This window comes from Mesorhizobium sp. U510, from assembly GCF_059180695.1.
The window spans coordinates 599,902-617,180 of record NZ_CP180532.1 but is presented as its reverse complement, the minus strand read 5'-3'; the positions used below and the strand labels follow the sequence as shown (position 1 = coordinate 617,180).

General features: G+C 64.2%; 19 protein-coding genes. 10 read left to right on the top strand and 9 right to left on the bottom strand.

Annotated elements, in window-relative coordinates; all coding sequences use genetic code 11:
* The first annotated feature begins 17 nt into the window (after positions 1–17).
* The 3 genes from ACLGL5_RS04905 to ACLGL5_RS04895 are packed head-to-tail and all read left to right on the top strand — an operon-like array spanning position 18 to position 3,270.
* Positions 18–887 carry a carbohydrate ABC transporter permease gene (locus ACLGL5_RS04905; protein ID WP_069090451.1) on the top strand — a complete coding sequence of 290 codons (870 nt, stop codon included), beginning with the start codon at positions 18–20 and terminating at the stop codon, positions 885–887.
* A gap of 11 nt (positions 888–898) precedes the next feature.
* Positions 899–1,723 (top strand): carbohydrate ABC transporter permease, encoded by an 825-nt coding sequence (locus tag ACLGL5_RS04900; RefSeq protein ID WP_038653518.1) that lies wholly within the window; start codon positions 899–901, stop codon positions 1,721–1,723.
* A gap of 20 nt (positions 1,724–1,743) precedes the next feature.
* The gene (locus tag ACLGL5_RS04895) at positions 1,744–3,270 is read left to right on the top strand and encodes a M81 family metallopeptidase (protein ID WP_069090450.1); all 1,527 of its coding nucleotides are present in this window, start codon (positions 1,744–1,746) and stop codon (positions 3,268–3,270) included.
* Between the two features lie 16 nt (positions 3,271–3,286).
* Here the strand turns inward: ACLGL5_RS04895 and ACLGL5_RS04890 are convergent, their stop codons facing one another.
* From ACLGL5_RS04890 to ACLGL5_RS04860, 7 genes are all read right to left on the bottom strand, one after another.
* Positions 3,287–4,222, bottom strand: a complete 936-nt coding sequence (locus ACLGL5_RS04890) for an IS110 family RNA-guided transposase (protein ID WP_010910050.1) — start codon at positions 4,220–4,222, stop codon at positions 3,287–3,289.
* A 286-nt stretch (positions 4,223–4,508) separates the two neighbouring features.
* Positions 4,509–6,563 (bottom strand): M3 family metallopeptidase, encoded by a 2,055-nt coding sequence (locus ACLGL5_RS04885; protein WP_069090449.1) that lies wholly within the window; start codon positions 6,561–6,563, stop codon positions 4,509–4,511.
* A 90-nt stretch (positions 6,564–6,653) separates the two neighbouring features.
* Positions 6,654–7,088 carry a hypothetical protein gene (locus tag ACLGL5_RS04880; RefSeq protein ID WP_069090448.1) on the bottom strand — a complete coding sequence of 145 codons (435 nt, stop codon included), beginning with the start codon at positions 7,086–7,088 and terminating at the stop codon, positions 6,654–6,656.
* Positions 7,085–7,729, bottom strand: a complete 645-nt coding sequence (locus ACLGL5_RS04875) for a carbonic anhydrase (protein ID WP_038650395.1) — start codon at positions 7,727–7,729, stop codon at positions 7,085–7,087. The genes ACLGL5_RS04880 and ACLGL5_RS04875 overlap by 4 nt, the downstream gene beginning before the upstream one ends.
* 147 nt (positions 7,730–7,876) lie before the next feature.
* The gene (locus ACLGL5_RS04870; RefSeq protein ID WP_069090447.1) at positions 7,877–8,710 is read right to left on the bottom strand and encodes a DUF429 domain-containing protein; all 834 of its coding nucleotides are present in this window, start codon (positions 8,708–8,710) and stop codon (positions 7,877–7,879) included.
* On the bottom strand, positions 8,707–9,591 hold the full coding sequence (gene pdxY, locus ACLGL5_RS04865; protein ID WP_038650394.1) for a pyridoxal kinase PdxY: 885 nt from the start codon (positions 9,589–9,591) through the stop codon (positions 8,707–8,709). Before pdxY ends, ACLGL5_RS04870 begins: the two co-directional genes overlap by 4 nt.
* Positions 9,592–9,604: 13 nt before the next feature.
* Positions 9,605–9,856 carry a hypothetical protein gene (locus ACLGL5_RS04860; protein ID WP_027047520.1) on the bottom strand — a complete coding sequence of 84 codons (252 nt, stop codon included), beginning with the start codon at positions 9,854–9,856 and terminating at the stop codon, positions 9,605–9,607.
* Positions 9,857–10,019: 163 nt separating this feature from the next.
* Here ACLGL5_RS04860 and ACLGL5_RS04855 point away from each other — a divergent pair, with 163 nt between their 5' ends.
* The 6 genes from ACLGL5_RS04855 to ppa all read left to right on the top strand — a co-directional run bounded on the left by ACLGL5_RS04855 (position 10,020) and on the right by ppa (position 14,593).
* A complete protein-coding gene (locus ACLGL5_RS04855; RefSeq protein WP_019861892.1) occupies positions 10,020–10,658 on the top strand; it encodes a LemA family protein in 639 nt (212 codons plus the stop codon).
* 202 nt (positions 10,659–10,860) lie between these two features.
* A complete protein-coding gene (locus ACLGL5_RS04850; protein WP_171903229.1) occupies positions 10,861–11,673 on the top strand; it encodes a TPM domain-containing protein in 813 nt (270 codons plus the stop codon).
* A 4-nt stretch (positions 11,674–11,677) separates the two neighbouring features.
* On the top strand, positions 11,678–12,565 hold the full coding sequence (locus tag ACLGL5_RS04845; RefSeq protein ID WP_069090445.1) for a TPM domain-containing protein: 888 nt from the start codon (positions 11,678–11,680) through the stop codon (positions 12,563–12,565).
* A gap of 4 nt (positions 12,566–12,569) precedes the next feature.
* Positions 12,570–13,208, top strand: coding sequence for a TPM domain-containing protein (locus ACLGL5_RS04840; protein ID WP_069090444.1), 639 nt, complete (start codon positions 12,570–12,572; stop codon positions 13,206–13,208).
* A 152-nt stretch (positions 13,209–13,360) separates the two neighbouring features.
* Complete coding sequence (locus ACLGL5_RS04835; protein WP_010912199.1) at positions 13,361–13,867, top strand: GNAT family N-acetyltransferase; 507 nt, start codon at positions 13,361–13,363, stop codon at positions 13,865–13,867.
* A 192-nt stretch (positions 13,868–14,059) separates the two neighbouring features.
* A complete protein-coding gene (gene ppa / locus ACLGL5_RS04830) occupies positions 14,060–14,593 on the top strand; it encodes an inorganic diphosphatase (protein ID WP_038650389.1) in 534 nt (177 codons plus the stop codon).
* Positions 14,594–14,608: 15 nt separating this feature from the next.
* Here ppa and ACLGL5_RS04825 read toward each other — a convergent pair whose 3' ends face one another.
* The gene (locus tag ACLGL5_RS04825) at positions 14,609–15,202 is read right to left on the bottom strand and encodes a hypothetical protein (protein ID WP_069090443.1); all 594 of its coding nucleotides are present in this window, start codon (positions 15,200–15,202) and stop codon (positions 14,609–14,611) included.
* Between the two features lie 43 nt (positions 15,203–15,245).
* Positions 15,246–15,863 (bottom strand): TetR/AcrR family transcriptional regulator, encoded by a 618-nt coding sequence (locus ACLGL5_RS04820; RefSeq protein WP_038653515.1) that lies wholly within the window; start codon positions 15,861–15,863, stop codon positions 15,246–15,248.
* Positions 15,864–15,937: 74 nt separating this feature from the next.
* Here ACLGL5_RS04820 and ACLGL5_RS04815 point away from each other — a divergent pair, with 74 nt between their 5' ends.
* Positions 15,938–17,221 carry an MFS transporter gene (locus ACLGL5_RS04815; protein WP_069090442.1) on the top strand — a complete coding sequence of 428 codons (1,284 nt, stop codon included), beginning with the start codon at positions 15,938–15,940 and terminating at the stop codon, positions 17,219–17,221.
* The last annotated feature ends 58 nt before the right edge of the window (positions 17,222–17,279 follow it).

Below are 17,279 nucleotides of genomic sequence, written 5' to 3'. Positions count from 1 at the left end.
GCCAGCCAGGCCAGCCGATGCAAAATCGTTTCCTGCCCTATCTCCTGACCTTGCCCAGCCTGTTCCTGGCGGCGGTCGTCATCTTCTGGCCGGTCTGGGACCTGATCCAGATATCGACGCATGGCGTCAATCGCTTCGGCCAGTTGCGCGAGTTCAGCGGCCTTGCCAATTTCGCGTCGCTTGCCGCCGATCCCGATTTCGTCGCGGCACTCTGGCGCACCGGTGTGTGGACCGTGCTGGTGGTCGGCGGTGCGCTGCTTTTGTCGGTGCCGGTGGCGATGATCCTCAACACCGATTTCTATGGCCGCGGCCTTGCCCGCGTCATCATCATGCTGCCCTGGGCGGTGTCGCTGACCATGACGGCGGTGGTCTGGCGCTGGGCGCTCAGCGGCGAAAGCGGCATGCTGAATTCGGCGCTGCTTGGCCTTGGCCTGATCGACCACAACATCCAGTGGCTGGCCAGCGCCGAGACGGCGTTCCCGATGCAGGTGCTGATCGGCATATTGGTGACGGTGCCGTTCACCACGACGATCTTCCTCGGCGGCCTGTCGTCGATCCCGGACGATCTCTACGAGGCGGCGGCGCTCGAGGGCGCCACGCCGCTGCAGCAGTTCCGCGAGATCACCTTTCCGCTGCTGAAGCCGTTCATCAACATCGCCATCGTGCTGAACACCATCTACGTCTTCAACTCCTTCCCGATCATCTGGGTGATGACGCAGGGCGGGCCGGCCAACTCGACCGACATCCTGGTCACCCACCTCTACAAGCTCGCCTTCCGCATCGGCAAACTGGGCGAGGCCTCGGCGGTGTCGCTGGTGATGTTCGCCATATTGCTGGTCTTCACCATGATCTATGTGCGGTTGGCGATGCGGGAGCAGCGCGCATGACAAATAAGCTCATGACGGGCAAGCTCAAACGCACCGTCATCGCCTGGCTGCTTTTGGCGCCGCTGATCGTGGTGACGATCTTTCCCTTCGCGGTGATGTTCCTCACCGCGGTCAAGCCGCGCCAGGAGGTGCTGTCGCCGACATGGTGGCCGAGCGAGTTCCGCTGGTCGAATTTTGCCGACATGTGGGTGGCGACCGGCTTCGGCCAGGCACTGGCCAATTCGCTCTATGTCTCGGTCATCGCCACCGTCGGCGCCATCCTTATCTCCGTTCCCGCGGCCTACGCGATGTCGCGCTTTCGCTTTGCCGGCTACGGCGCCTTCCGCCAGTTCCTGCTGATCTCGCAGATGATCTCGCCGATCGTGCTGGTGCTCGGCCTGTTCCGGCTGATGGCCGCATGGGGGCTGGTGGAATCGACGACGGCGCTCGGCTTCATCTACATGGCCTTCAACGTCGCCTTCACCGTGTGGATGCTGCAGAGCTATTTCGACACCATTCCGCGCGACCTCGAAGAGGCCGCCTGGATGGAAGGCGCCGGCCGCTGGCTGACCTTGCGCAAAGTGTTCCTGCCGCTCTGCCTGCCGGCCATCGCGGTCACCGCCATCTTCACCTTCATCAATGCCTGGAACGAGTTCGTCGTGGCGCTGACCATGCTGCGCAGCCAGGAAAGCTATACGCTGCCGATCCAGGTCTTTTCTCTCGTCGCCGGTCGCTACACGATCGAGTGGCATCACGTCATGGCGGCGACACTGCTGGCGACATTGCCGGTAGCGATCCTGTTCATCTGGCTGCAGCGCTACCTCGTCCGGGGCCTGGCGCTCGGGGCCGTCAAATAGCCTGATATCGTGGAGTTTTCATGCGCATCTTCACCGCCTCGCTGGCGACGGAAACCAACACCTTTTCGCCGGTGCCGACGGACCGGGCCTCGTTCGAGATGGCCTTCTATGCAGGACCGGGCAAGCATCCGGAGACACCGACGCTGTGCTCGTCGCCGATCGTCGCCTTGCGCCGGCGTGCGGCCAAGGAAGGGCTGACCGTGATCGAAGGCACCGCGACCTGGGCCGAGCCCGGCGGCCTGGTGCAGCGGCAGACCTTCGAGGCGCTGCGCGACGAGATCCTCGACCAGTTGAAGGCGGCACTGCCGGTCGATGCGGTCATTCTCGGGCTGCACGGCGCCATGGTGGCGCAAGGCTATGACGATTGCGAAGGCGATCTGCTGGAACGTGTGCGGGCGATTGTCGGGCCTGACGTGGTGATCGCCTCGGAATTCGATCCGCACAGCCATCTGACGCCCAAGCGCGTGGCGGCGTCCGATATCATGGCCTATTTCCTCGAATTCCCGCACACCGATTTCTACGAGCGCGGCGAACATGTCGTCGAGCTTGGGCTGGCGGCCGCGCGCGGCGAGATCAAGCCGGTCATTTCGACGTTCGACTGCCGGATGATCCAGGTGCTGCCGACCAGCCGCGAACCGATGCGCTCCTTCGTCGACCGCATCAAGGCGTTGCACGGCAAGGACGGCGTGCTGTCGGTTTCCGTCATCCACGGCTTCATGGCCGCCGACGTGCCGGAAATGGGCACGCGCATCCTTGTCGTCACGGACAATGACAAGGCCAGGGGCGACGCGCTGGCGGAGAGGCTGGGACGCGAGCTCTACGAACTGCGCGAAAAGACGGCGATGACGATGCTCGATACCGCCGACGGTATCGACCGGGCGCTGGCGGTGCGTGCAGAGAACCCCGGCAAGCCGGTGGTCATCGCCGACATCTGGGACAATCCCGGCGGCGGCGTTCCCGGCGACGGCACCTTCGTGCTGCGCCAGATGCTGGCGCGCGGCCTCGACAATGTCGGCGTGGCGACGATCTGGGACCCGATCGCGGTGACCTTCTGCCTGGCGGCCGGCGAGGGCGCGGTCATCGACCTGCGTTTCGGCGGCAAGGCCGGGCCGCAGGCGGGTGAGCCGATCGACGCCCGCGTCAAGGTGCTGAAGGCTGTTGCCGAGGGCTGGCAGAGTTTCGGGCCGAGCCGGGTGACGCTCGGGCCGACCGCGCTGATCCGCATCGAAGGCACCGAGGTCGATATCATCCTCAACACCAACCGCACGCAAACTTTCGAGCCGGACATTTTTTCCAATATCGGCGTCGATCCGCTGGCCAAGGATATGCTGCTGATCAAGTCGACCAACCATTTCTATGCCGGCTTCGAGCCGATCGCGGCGGAGATCATCTACGTCACGGCGCCGAGTTCATATCCCAGCAATCCGGCGGTGACGGATTACAAGAAGCTGAGGCGGCCGGTGTGGCCTAGGGTGGCGGATCCGTGGAGGGATGAGGCTCACCCTTCTCCCTTTGTGGGAGAAGGTGTCGCCGAAGGCGACGGATGAGCGACTATCTGAGGTGTCAAGTTGCATTTGCGAATTCGTTACGCGCGTCGCGTGCTTTTGCATTGAGAATGACGAGCAGCTTGCGGGCGAGCGCAATGCGGATGACCATTTTCTCCTTTCCGGCAGTCTGCAACCGTTGCTTGAAAGCTGCCAGATGCGGATCATATTTGGCAACGATGCTGGCAACGAGAAAGAGGACGCCGCGCGGCCCTGCCCGACCGCCGCGCACTGGTCTTCGACCGCTGCGCTTGCCACTGTCATTGGCGATCGGCGCCAGGCCGGCCAACTTGGCGATGGCCTTGTTGGAGAGGATGCCGATCTCCGGCAACTGCGCCATCAGCCGCGCCACGGTGCGAGAGGCAACACCCTTGAGCGAGCGGAAGGCTCGGTCGAGGCATGCCCACAGCGGATCGTCATCGATGAGCGTGGCGATCTCACCTTCGAGCCTGCGGCTCTGGCGCGCAAGCAGCGCGATCACTTCATCGAGGCTGGCGATAGTTTCGGCGTCGGCGGTGCTCTTGCGCTGCTTTTGAATGGTGAGATCTCCTCCCACCTGGGAAAGCCGCGCAACCAGCGCCTTGAGCCGCTGCTGGGCCGCGCTCGGCGGCGGCGTCGGCTTGAGCCGCTTGACGGCACCATAACGGGCAATCACGGCGGCATCGATTCTGTCGGTCTTCTCCAGGAAACCCATTGCCTCGGCGAAGTAGCGAACGCTCCTCGCGTTGGCCATGCCGCAGGGTTGGCCCATCTCCCACAAGAGCAGGAAGGCCAGCCGTTCGTAGCCGCCACTGGCCTCCATGATGACGAGTTCGACATCATGGTTCTGACACCAGGCGGCCAGATCGGCGATGCCTGCCGCATCGTTGGCGAAGCGGTTTGCCGCTCCCATCGGCTCGATATGGGCGTCGAGCCAGTCCTTCGAAATATCTATTCCACAGAGGGTCGTGTTCACGGTAACCTGCCTTGTGCGTGCGATTGGAGCCAAGCGACTATTCGGTCGTGCGTGACGAAGACGAAGATCCCAGGCTCATCCACGGTTGTAGCCGCAGGGGTGTCGGGCGACTTCGCCAAGCCTCGAATCGGATGGCCGTCCGGTTCGAGGCTCAGTCGCTTCCATCGCACAAAGTCTCCTCCGTGCAGATACAAGGGGTACTCCAGCGGAGTGAGGCGTTAGCGTTCCCTGGAACACCCGCGCGCCATCCACCTTCTCCCACAGGGGGAGAAGGAAAAAGCCGGCGCTACACCAGCCCGCGCTTCACCATCATCGCTTCCGGCGAAGGCATCTTGCCGCGAAACGCCGTGTACAGCTCTTCCGGATCCTTCGAGCCGCCGGCGGCGTAGATGTTCTTGCGCAGCCTTTCGGCCAGTGCCGGGTTGAAGGGATCGCCGGTTTCCTCGAAGGCGGCGAAGGCATCGGCATCCAGCACTTCCGACCACATGTAGGAATAGTAGCCGGCCGAATAGCCGTCGCCCGAGAAGACATGGCCGAAATGCGGGGTGCGGTGGCGCATCGCGATGGTGTCGGGCATGTCGAGTTTTTCCAACGTTTCGGCTTCGAAACGAAGCGGCTCGAGCGGAGCATCGGGCCGGGCGTGATAGGCCATGTCCATCAGGGCGGAAGACGTGAATTCCACCGTGGCGAAGCCGGCGCCGAAGGTCCGCGTGGCCAGCATCTTGTCGAGCAGCGCCTTCGGCATCGGCTTGCCGGTCTTGACGTGCAGCGCGTGCTTTTCAAGCACCGCCGGCACCGTCAGCCAATGCTCGTAGAGCTGCGAGGGCAGTTCGACGAAATCGCGGCTGACCGAAGTGCCCGCAACCGACGGCCAGGTGACGTCGGTCAGCATGCCGTGCAGCGCGTGGCCGAATTCGTGGAACAGCGTCTTGGCCTCGTCGACCGACAGCAGGGCCGGCTCGCCGGCCGGCGGCTTGGCGAAGTTCATGATGTTGTAGATCACCGGCTTCGAGCCGTGGCCGAGTTTATAGCCGGACTTCAGCGCGCTCATCCAGGCGCCGGAACGCTTCGAGGGCCGCGCGAAATAATCGGCGAGGAACAGTGCGCGCTCGCTGCCATCGGCGTTTTTCACAACGAAGACGCGCGCATCCGGGTGCCAGGCGGCGATGTCCTTTCTCTCCTCAAAGGTGATGCCGAACAGTTTGGTCGCGACGTCGAAGCAGGCGTCGATCACCCGGTCGAGCTGCAAATAGGGTTTCAGTTCCGCCTCATCGAAAGCGAATTTTTCCGCGCGCAGCTTCTCCTGGTAGAAGCGCCAGTCCCAGGCGGCGAATTTCTCGTTGCTGCCGGCTTGCGCCGCCAGCCGCTCCAATTCCTTCTGGTCGGCGGCGGCCTTTTCCAGCGCCTTTTCCCAGACCGGATCGAGCAGGTCGTGCACCGCCTTCGGCGTCTTGGCCATGGTGTCGTCGAGCTTCAGCGCGGCAAAGGAGGCGTAGCCGAGCAGCCTGGCCTTTTCGGCGCGCAGCTTCAGCATGTCGCGCACCACTTCGGTGTTGTCGCTGGCGCCGCCATTCTGGCCGCGCATGGTGAAGGCTTTGAAGGCGATCTCGCGCAGGTCGCGGCGTTCCGAGAAGGTCGTGAACGGCTCGTAGATCGAGCGCGACAAAGTGACGGCGTAACGCCCCTTCTGGCCGCGCATCTCGGCCGCCTCGGCCATCGAACTTTTCAGGAAATCCGGCAGACCGGCAAGGTCAGCCTCGTCAAGAAACAGCGCCCAGTCGCGCTCGTCGGCCAGCACGTTCTGGCCGAAAGCCGTACCGAGCGAAGACAGCTCCTCATTGATCCTGGCAAGCCGCTTCTTGCCTTCGGCATCGAGCTGGGCGCCGGAGCGGACGAAACCCTTCCAGGTCTTCTCCAGCACCCGCAGGGTCTCGGCGTCGAGGCCGAGGTGCTCGCGGCGCTGGTAGAGGTCGTCGATGCGGGCAAACAGCTTCTCGTTCATCGAGATCGCCGAAAAATGCCTGGACATCTTCGGCGAGATGTCGCGCTCCAGCGCCTGGATGGTCTCGTTGGTGTAGGCGCCGGCGCGGCACCAGAAGATCGACGAGACATGATCGAGTGCCTCGCCGCCAAGTTCCAGCGCGGCAAGCGTGTTCTCGATGGTCGGCGCGTCCTTGTTGCCGGCCATCGCATCGATCTCCGCCTCATGCGCCTTCAACGCCGCGTCGAAGACCGGGGAAAAATCGCCGTCACCGATATGGGCAAAATCGGGCAGGCCGAGCGGCCCCTGCCACGCGGTCAGCGGATGGGCGGCGAGGTCGACGGTTTTCGTGGAGGGCATGAAGGGTCCTTCGCTGGCGTCAAGGAGGAGGGTGTCACCGATGTAGGACGCGGTCCGCGTGCCCGCAATATGGCAGTTGGCCGACCCGCCTCAATAGGCTTCGCAGTTTTCGGCGATGGCCGCCTGCGAGCTGGCGGTGATGCGGTTGTCGGTCACCGCGAAGGTTTCCTGCATCAGCATGTCATTGTCGGGGAAGTCGTAGCAGGCGATCACCGTGGTGATGCCGTCCTCGCTCTTCTCGATGCGGTGGCGGATCGCGGCACCGGCAACCGCGCCTTTCCATTCGTCGAGCGCGGCGATGAATTCCTGCTTGCTCTGGACGACGCCGAGGTCTTCGAGCTTGATGCGGACGTCGTCGGCAAGCAGGTCGGCGAGTTCGGTGCGGTCGGCGACCAGCAGCGCCGAATACCAGCGGCTGATGATGGCGCCGTCATCGGCGCGCGCGGCAACGATCGCTATCAGCAGGGCGGCGGCGGTGAAGACGACCGGCCGGACGTTCCTCACCGGGCGCGCCTTACCGTTCATTCCAGCACCGGCCGCTCGAAATCGCCGGTCTCCTTGTTCATCACCCAGAGCTCACCGGTCGAAATGTCGAACCAGGCCCCGTGCAGCGACAGCCGCCCCTTGCCCTCGAGGATCGAGACACAGGGAAAGGTCCGGAGGTTGGCGATGGAATAGCGGATCGAGATGCGTTCAAGCGCTGTCTGGCGCTCGGCCGCCGTCATGAAGGTGCTGGAAGAGACCGTTTCGGCGGCGGGCGCGATCAGGCTCATCCATTTGCCGATGAAATCGCCGGGAGACAGCGGCGCGGCATTGGGGTCGAGCGCGGCGCGGATGCCGCCGCAGCGGCCATGGCCCATGACGACGATGTTCTTGACCTTGAGGCTCTGCACCGCGAATTCGAGCGCCGCCGAGGTCGAATGGAACTCGCCGTCCGGCTCGTAGGGCGGCACCAGATTGCCGACATTGCGCAGCACGAAGAGTTCGCCCGGCCCGGCGTCGAAGATCGCTTCGGGGGCCGCGCGGGAGTCGCAACAGGCGACGATCATCGTTTCCGGGGCCTGCCCCTCGCGGGCGAGCTCGCGATAGCGGCCGCTCTCGGTGAGGTAACGGCCATTCATGAAATTGCGATAGCCGGCGAGGAGGTGTTCGGGAAGATGAGGCATGGGCGGCTAAGGCCTTTCCGGGGTTGGAGGCGGCAGCTCGTTGCGGTCGAGAAAGCCTCTAGCGGCAAAAGCCTGTCACGAGCAATGCAGAATTGTGGGGTCTGGCCATAAACGCCATGCACATAGGCGGGACGTCCGCCGACATTGTCATGCCCAGATGGCGACCGGTATGCCAAAACCGTCAGCGAGTGGCGGGTTGGGAAATGGCTTCGCGCTGCCGCTGGCGATGCGGCCGGCGATCAGCATCATGACCGCCGCATCGAGGAAATCGTCGGCGGCCGCGCCACGCGGCGGTGGCTGGTCGAGGAAGTCCATGGCATAGCCATGCCGGCACAGCAGCGCCTTGCGCTCCGCCATGCCGGCCGGATTGACGCTGCCCTTGATCTTCTTGGGCAGCTGCATGGCCTGGTCGCCATTCAGGCGGCAGAAAGCGACTTCGGGATGCGATTCGAAGACGCGGCCGCGCAGATCGGGCCGCGCGATCAGCAGGGCGTCGATCTCGCGGATCTTCGAAAAGATGCCGAAGGCCTGGATCGAAACGCCGCGCGGCGGGTCGGATGTGGCCCTTGCCACCGCGCTTGCCCTGCGATGCGCGGCATACCAAGCTTCGATTGTGGTGAAATCGCTGGTGTCGGCATAGAGCGCGGCGCGGGACGGGATCGAAAACACGCTGGACTGGCGCGCGCCGAGCAGCGGCCTGACCAGCGCTTCCGGTCCGCGGCCGCCTTTGCTGGACAATTCGGGCAGGCCGATCGGCATGTCGACGGCGACAACCGCATTGTCGGGAGTTGCCGCGAGCAGCGCCGCGAAACTGGCGAAGATTTCAACCGATGGCGCTGAACCAGGGTTACGAGGTGTCGAACCGGGGTTACGAGGTGTCGAACCGGGGTTACGACGTATCGAACCGAGTTCGCGCCGCACGGCGATCCAGCCGGCCTTGCAGCCGTCGGCGCCGACGAGTACGGCCCCGGCCGAAGTCACGCCCGGCGATCCCGCCCCGGATGCGTGAGATGGCGCAGCTGCACCATGGCCATCGGGTGCGACAGGCTCTGCGCATCGGTTTCGAGCTGCAGCTCGTCGCCGCCGCGTTTTGCCGTGCGCGCCAGGATCTCGTAGACCGCCGCGGTGGTCGATTGCAGCGCCTTGATCGGTGGTTGGCCGGAAAGGATGCGGGCGAGGTAGACGGCCGCCGTCAGATCGCCCAGGCCGTTCGGCGGCTTGTCGATCAGGCGATGTTCGGCCAGCAGCGCCTGGGTGCCGTCGAGAAGCAGATTGCCGGTGCCGCCAATCATCATCGATTGTGCCGAGGTGACCAGCATTGTCGACGGCCCGGCGTGGAGTGCTGCCGCGATCACCGATTTGAGGTCTGGCAGCGGCGCGCCGGCCATCCATTCCAACTCATAGCGGTTGGGCGTGGCGATGTCGGCGATCGGCATCAGCCGGTCTCGCATGGCGGCGGCGGTGGGCTCAGGCACGTAGAGCCCGCCGGAATCGCCCATCACCGGATCGCAGATATAGACGGCATCAGGCGTCCTGGCCTTGACCGCGGCGACCAGCGAGGCGACGGCCTCGGCCTGGCCGGCCTCGCCGAGATAGCCCGACAGAACCGCGCCGACCTCGCCCAGCCATGGCGCGCGCTCGAGGTCGGCCATCAGCGCCTTGAACTGGTCGAGCGGCGGCACGATGCGCGTCGCGCGCCCATGACCGGGATGCCAGGGCAGGATGATCGTCGGAACCGCCCAGACTGGAAAGCCAAGTGTTTCGAGCGCAAAGACGGCAGCGCGGTTGCCGACCGAACCACGGGCGACATGGCTGGAAATGACGATGACCGCACGCGGCGCGTCGGGTTTTTCGGCGCTCATTGTCTTTTGATTCCTAGCTGCCCCGGGTGAGGAAAAGCACGAGCCAGACCATCAGGCCCAGCGCCAGAAGCAGGCCGAGTATCCTGCCAATGCGCGTGCCCCAGACCTCGATCGGGTCGGTGCGGTCGGCGTCGGCGGCGGCGACATGGTCGCGCACGCCTTTCGTCGTCCGCGCCACGAAGGAGGCGCCCGCCGGATCGGTCTCCTGCGCGACGCGCTCGAGGATGCGGCGCGATTCCCTGTCGCTGTCGTGGCGTTGCGCCATGATGATGTCCCGTTTTGACCGGACCTTATCGCGTTCGCGCGGCCAATCACAGGGCCTTGCGGCAAGGCGATGGATGCCGTCGCTGGTCCAGAGGCCGAGGCCGTTTTCTTGCGCGCCGATTGTGGTAATGCTTCGCATGCAACTTCTATCGAGGGACCCCATCATGCTTGCCCAGCGCCTTGCTCGCCCATCGCCATTCCGCACGCTGCCCGCCTTCCTGATGATGGCAATCGTCCTGCCGCTGCTTGCCGGCTGCGGCTACAACACGATCCCGACGGCGGAGGAAAACGCCAAGGCGGCCTGGAGCGAGGTGCTGAACCAGTATCAGCGCCGCGCCGACCTCATCCCCAATCTGGTCGAGACGGTCAAAGGCTATGCCTCGCATGAAAAGGACACGCTGGACGCGGTGGTCGAGGCGCGCGCCAAGGCGACGCAGATCACGGTGACGCCGGAAACGCTGAAGGATCCCGAAGCCCTCAAGAAGTTCCAGGATGCCCAGGCCGGGCTGACCAGCGCGCTGTCGCGGCTGATCGCGGTGTCGGAGGCCTATCCCGACCTTAAGGCCAATCAGAATTTCCTGGCGCTGCAGGCGCAGCTCGAGGGCACCGAGAACCGCATCGCGGTGTCGCGGCGCGACTACATCCAGGCGGTCAGGGACTATAATCTGACGCTCAAGACCTTCCCGTCGGTGCTGTGGGCTACCTTCTGGTTCCGCGGCAACGAGCCCTTCGCCAACTTCACCGTCGACGAAGACAAGATGCAGCCGCCGAAGGTCGATTTCGGCACGAAGCAGGGCGGGTGAACGATCAAATTAGCGGGTCTGGTCCTTGTTGACCTTGAGTTCCGTCACACCCCCCTCTGTCCTGCCGGACATCTCCCCCGCAAGGGGGGAGATCAGCTGTCGTTTCGGCTTTCGCCAATTTTCGGCGTTTGAAGGTTTGGGCCGACGGCAAAGCTGCCAATCTCCCCCCTTGCGGGGGAGATGGCCGGCAGGCCAGAGGGGGGTGCGAAGGAACGCCGCCCTCAATTTTCTTGGCCCGCTTTTCCTCCTTGTCTTCTTCCTCCCCCTAACTGCCCTCGCCGCCGATCTCCCGGCGCTTACCGGCCGCGTCGTCGACAATGCCGGCATCATCGATGCCGGCACCAAGGCGGCGCTGACACAAAAACTCGCCGACTTCGAGACCAAGGGCTCCGACCAGATCGTCGTGGCGACGATTCCCAGCCTCGACGGCGAGGAGATCGAGCCCTATGCCAACCGGCTGTTCCGCTTCTGGAAACTCGGCCAGGCCGGCGAGAACAACGGCGTGCTTCTGCTGGTCGCCAAGAACGACCACAAGATGCGCATCGAGGTCGGCTATGGGCTGGAAGGCACGCTGACCGACCTGCACACCAAGCTGATCATCGAGAACGACATGGTGCCGGCGTTCCGCGCCGGCGATTTCCCAGGCGGCATCTCCAAGGCTGTCGACGACATGGTCATGGTGCTGGAAGGTCATCCGGAGGAGCTGGAAGCGCGCGGCAAGCGCAACCAGCAGGCGCCGTTCAATTCCGACGACCTGTTCTTCGCCATTTTCATCAGCATCTGGGCGATCATCTTCTTCGGCAGCATCGCCGCCTCCATCCTGCCGCCGATCTTCGGCAAGAAGCTTGGACCCGGCCGCTATCGCTGGCTCGGCATGACGTTCGAGCCCGGCCGGCGCTCCTCAAGCGGCGGCTGGTCCTCCGGCAGTTCCGGCGGCGGCTGGTCTTCGGGCGGCGGTGGCTTTTCCGGCGGCGGCGGTTCGTCCGGCGGCGGCGGCTCCTCGGGAAGCTGGTGACGGCATGACGACACGCCGCCTGCCGAGGCCCGGCTATTTCAACCCGACGATCCACGTTGTCCTGGGTGTTCTGGCGCTGCTGTTGTCCTGTTTCGCGGGTTTTGCCGCCGAATTGCCAGCGCTCACCGGCCGCGTCGTCGACAATGCCGGTATCATCGATGCCGGCACCAAGGCGGCGCTGACACAAAAACTCGCCGACTTCGAGACCAAGGGCTCCGACCAGATCGTCGTGGCGACGATTCCCAGCCTCGACGGCGAGGAGATCGAGCCCTATGCCAACCGGCTGTTCCGCTTCTGGAAACTCGGCCAGGCCGGCGAGAACAACGGCGTGCTTCTGCTGGTCGCCAAGAACGACCACAAGATGCGCATCGAGGTCGGCTATGGGCTGGAAGGCACGCTGACCGACCTGCACACCAAGCTGATCATCGAGAACGACATGGTGCCGGCGTTCCGCGCCGGCGATTTCCCAGGCGGCATCTCCAAGGCCGTCGACGACATGGTCATGGTGCTCGAAGGTCATCCCGAGGAACTGGAAGCGCGCGGCAAGCGCAATCCGGCCGACAGAAGCACCCCCATCGATCCGATCGTCGCGGTGTTCCTGATCCTATGGGCGACGATGTTCTTCGGCGGCCTGGCGATGGCGTTCCTGCCGCCGATGTTCGGCACCAAGCTGTCGCCGGGCGTGTATAGATGGCTGGGCATGACGTTTCGTTACGGCAGGGGGCCGAGCGGATCCTCGGGCCGCAGCGGCTGGACGACGGGTTCGTCGGGTGGCGGCTGGTCGTCGGGGAGTTCCGGCAGCAGCTGGTCGTCAGGATCGAGCAGCAGCGGCGGCGGGTTCTCGGGGGGCGGCGGCTCGTCCGGTGGTGGCGGTTCTTCAGGAAGCTGGTGAGACAATGGCAACACGACCGATCAGTCCCGAAGATCACGAGCGCATCGCCGATGCGATCCGCGCCGCGGAAACCAAAACCGACGGCGAGATCTACTGCGTCGTCGCGCATGCCAGCGACGGCTATTTCGCTCCGGCCGCCATGATGGCGACGCTCGGCATGCTGGTCGTCAGCCTCGCCGTCGCCTATGGGCTGGAGGCGTGGTGGCTCACCATCCGCCTGCCGCATTTCGTCGTCGCGCAATTGCTGGCGCTGGCCTGCGTGCTTGCCCTGTTGTGGGCTGTTCCCGGGCTGCGCATCCATATGGTGCCAAGGCGGCTGCGCTATCAGGCGGCGCACGCCAATGCGATCAAGCAGTTCCTCGCCCGCAACGTCCACCGCACCACGGCGCGCACCGGCGTGCTGGTCTTCGTCTCGATCGCCGAGCGCTATGCCGAGGTGGTCGCCGATTCGGGCATCGACGCCAAGGTCGGCCAGCATGTCTGGGACGGCGTGGTGCGTGACCTGACGGCGCATGCCGCCGACGACCGGCTTGCCGACGGCTTCGTCAAGGCTATCGAGCAGGTGGGGTCGGTGCTGGCCGAGCATTTCCCGGTCACGTATGGCGATACCAACGAGCTGGACGACCATCTGGTCGAAATTTGAGAGCCTGCTGGTAGACACCACTTTACCGATCCGGCCTGTTTGCGGACAGGCTTTGCGCAATGTCAGCAATGTCAGGATCGGCTGTGAGAAAGCGGCCGGCGGGTCACCCGGACTCTTGCAATCGGCCGATGCGGGTTTATGGTTAACAAATCATGAATACGCTGACGATCGACATCCGGAAAGCCGACCCGCGCGATGCAGGCGCCATTGCCGAAGTGCATCTGGAAGCATGGCGCGGCGCCTATTCCGGCATCATTCCACACCGCACGCTGACGTCGATGATCAACCGCCGCGGCGCCGACTGGTGGGCCAATGCGATTCGCCGCGCCGCCACCGTTCTGGTCGTCGAAATCGGCGGCACCATCGCCGGCTATGCGACGATCGGCAAAAACCGCGCCCGGGAACTCAAGCAGCAGGGCGAGATCTACGAATTGTACCTGCGCCCGGAATATCAGGGCATCGGTCTTGGCCGGCGGCTGTTTTCGGCGGCCAGGGCGCGTCTTGCCGACCATGGCCTGAAGGGCATGGTGGTGTGGGCGCTGGAAGACAACCAGAACGCGCTGGCCTTCTATGCCGGCGCCGGCGGCCGCGATGTCGCCGAGGGCGTCGAGATCTTCGAGCAGAAAGCGCTGAAGAAGGTCGCCTTCGTCTGGGAATGACCGCCGATCGCGCAAAGCAAGGCCGTACGTGGTGCGTATCCCCGTGAAATCACGACGCTGAAACATCTTGTGGCGATGATTGAACGCATGTGACGCCATCGCGTCCCGCTTGACGTTCACCAGCACCATTCGCCGCATTGCGCCCTTGTGCGCCGCCCGCTATCTCCTCCCAACCGAGAGAGGGACAAATCCATGCGCATTGAAGCCATAGCCACCGGAAAGAATCCGCCCGAAGACGTCAACGTCATCATCGAAGTGCCGATCGGCGGCGAACCGATCAAGTATGAGATGGACAAGGAGGCCGGCACGCTGTTCGTCGACCGCTTCCTGCACACCTCGATGCGCTATCCCGGCAATTACGGCTTCGTGCCGCACACGCTGTCGGGCGACGGCGATCCGATCGACGTGCTGGTCTGCAACACGCGCGCGCTGGTGCCGGGCTGCGTCATCAATGTGCGGCCAATCGGCGTCTTGATCATGGAAGACAATGCCGGCCAGGACGAGAAGGTCATTGCCGTGCCGTCACCCAAACTGACGCTGCGCTACGAGAACGTTACCGAGTATACGCAGCTGCCCGACATCACCCTGCAGCAGGTGCAGCACTTCTTCGAGCACTACAAGGATCTCGAGCCCGGCAAATGGGTCAAGATCGAAGGCTGGCACGATTCCAAATATGCCAAGAAGATGATCGTCGACGCGATCGAACGGGCGAAGAAGAGCAAGTAGTCCGAGTCCGAACGGTCAGTTATCCACCCGGCCGAAAGCCGGCACATTGCCGATGACGGTGTGCCGGTCCTTGCCGCAGGCGAAGGTTCGCGCCTTCTCGTCGGCGAGTTTTCGCGCCTGGTCGTTGGCTTGCGGGTTGCCGGTGGCCAGCACAAGGCCGACCGTGCAGCTTTCCCGCGCATCCATCTGGCCGACCTTGGCGACAAGCAGCACGTCTGTCGATTTGTTCTGATCCTCGGCATTGCTGATCGTGCGGCGGTGGATGACCGCGAAGGGCACGGCCTTGTCGCCATTGGTTTCGATGCGCCATTCAACTTTGGCCGCGGACGAATTGAAGCCTGAAAAACTCTCCCAGACGGACGTCATGTCGCCGCCGGGCGGAAAACCGTAGAACAGCGATTCACGGGCGTCGTCATAGGCGATGAGCACGGGATAGCCGCGATAGCCCGAACAGGCGAGATCGGCCCAGTCGCCATCGCCTTCTGCGGCCTGCGCATAGGTCACGCAATCCTTCTTCGAATCGAGGTCGGTATAGGTGCTGGATATGTCGCCGGCACGAGCCACCTGACACAGGCCGGCAAGCGCAAGCAGGATCAGAATGGCACGCATGACGACAATCTCCAGTTAGGCCGGAGCAACGTATCGCCAAACGCTATTTCTTCAAGCTCGCTTCTATCAGCAGATCGGCGTTCGTCGCCACCGACTGAGCGGGGCCGCCGAGACCAAACAGCTGGCCGCTGATATAGGCGCCTTCGATCAAAAGCAGCAGCCCATCACCCAGAGTGTCGGGGTCCTGCGCGCCCATCGCGGCGGCCATGGCGCGCAAGCGGCGGCGCAGCTCCTGCTTGTTGGCCTCGCTAACGACACGCGCCGGATGGCCGCGCTCGGGATATTCCACGGCCGCGTTGGTCATGCCGCAACCGCGGTAGTCGGGCTTTTGCGTGCGCTTGCCGACGCGGGTCAGGAAGGCGCCGATCTGCGCGCGCGGGTCGCCGGGATGGGCGTCGACCGCCTCGTCGAAACGCTCCCAGAATTCGTGGTCATACTGACGCAGATAGGACGCCGCCAGCTCGTCCTTCGACGGGAAACTTCGGTAGAGGCTGGGTTTGGTGACGCCGGCGCGTTTGACGATCTCATCGACGCCGATTGCCCTGATGCCGCGCCGGTAGAAAAGGTCATACGCCACGTCGAGGATCTTCTTGGCCGCCTTCGGCGGCGCCGATGCATGATCGTCGCTGATGGACAGTTCAATATTTTTGTCAGTTGGCATCATGGAACTCGATTGACAATGTTACCGATCGGTACGTATACGTGCTCCCATCTTGCAACGTACCGGTCAGTAACATGATAGCTCAATCCCGTCCGTTTGGCCAGCGTTACGCCTTCGTGGTGGTCGGTGTCATCTTCCTTTGCCTGCTGATCGCCGCCGGGTTGCGCTCGGCGCCCGCCGTCATGATGCTGCCGCTGGAAAACAGCTTCGGCTGGCGGCGCGATGTCATCTCGCTGGCCGCAGGCGTCGGCATCCTGCTCTATGGTCTGACGGGCCCGTTCGCCGCCGCGTTGATGGAGCGGATCGGGCTGCGGCGCACGCTGATCGCATCGCTGCTGGTGATGTCGGGCTCGACCGCTCTCAGCCTGCTGATGACCAAGCCCTGGCATCTCTTCATCACTTGGGGCGTCTTCTCGGGCATCGGCTCCGGCGCTGTTGCCAGCGTGCTTGGCGCCACCATCGTCAACCGGTGGTTCAAGACCAATCGCGGCCTGGTCATGGGATTGATGTCGGCCTCCAGCGCCACCGGCCTGCTGGTGTTCCTGCCGCTGCTCGCCTCGCTGGCGCAATCGGGCGGCTGGAAGCCGGTCGCCATCGCCGTCGCGGTCGCCACGGCCTGCCTGCTGCCGCTGGTCTGGCTGCTGGTGCCGGAGCGTCCGGCTTCGATCGGCATGGTGCGCTATGGCGCCGAGGCCGACGACGTGCCGCCGGTGCCACCGGCATCGCAAGGCAATTTCCTGGCGCATACGCTCAATACGCTGCGCCGCGCCGCCGGCACGCGGGTGTTCTGGTACCTGTTCGCCACCTTCTTCGTCTGCGGCTTCACCACCAACGGGCTGGTCGGCACGCATCTCATCGCCTTCTGCGGTGACATGGGCATCGGCGAGGTGCAGGCCGCCGGCCTTTTGTCGATGATGGGCATTTTCGACCTGATCGGCACAACGCTGTCGGGCTGGCTCACCGACCGTTTCGATCCGCGCAAGCTGCTCGGCGTCTATTATGCCATCCGCGGCCTGTCGCTGATCTACCTGCCCTATTCGGGCTTTTCGGCGACCAGCCTGATCATCTTTGCCGTGCTCTACGGCCTCGACTGGATCGCCACCGTGCCGCCGACGCTGCGGCTCGCCAACGAGGCGTTCGGCGACCGCAGCGGCCCGATCGTGTTCGGCTGGATCGTCGCCGGCCATCAGGTGGGTGCGGCCACTGCGGCCGCCTTCGGCGGCACGATGCGCGAGCTGCAGGGCAATTACGAGCTCGCTTTCCTCATCGCCGGCATGACGGCCATCGCGGCGGCCTGTATCTCGCTGCTGATCAACACCAGCCGGCCGGCGTTCGACTCGGAACCGCAAGCCGCCTAAGGCGGGATAAGGCTAAATTCAGTCAAGGCGATCTGACGGCCGTCAGATCGCCTTGACT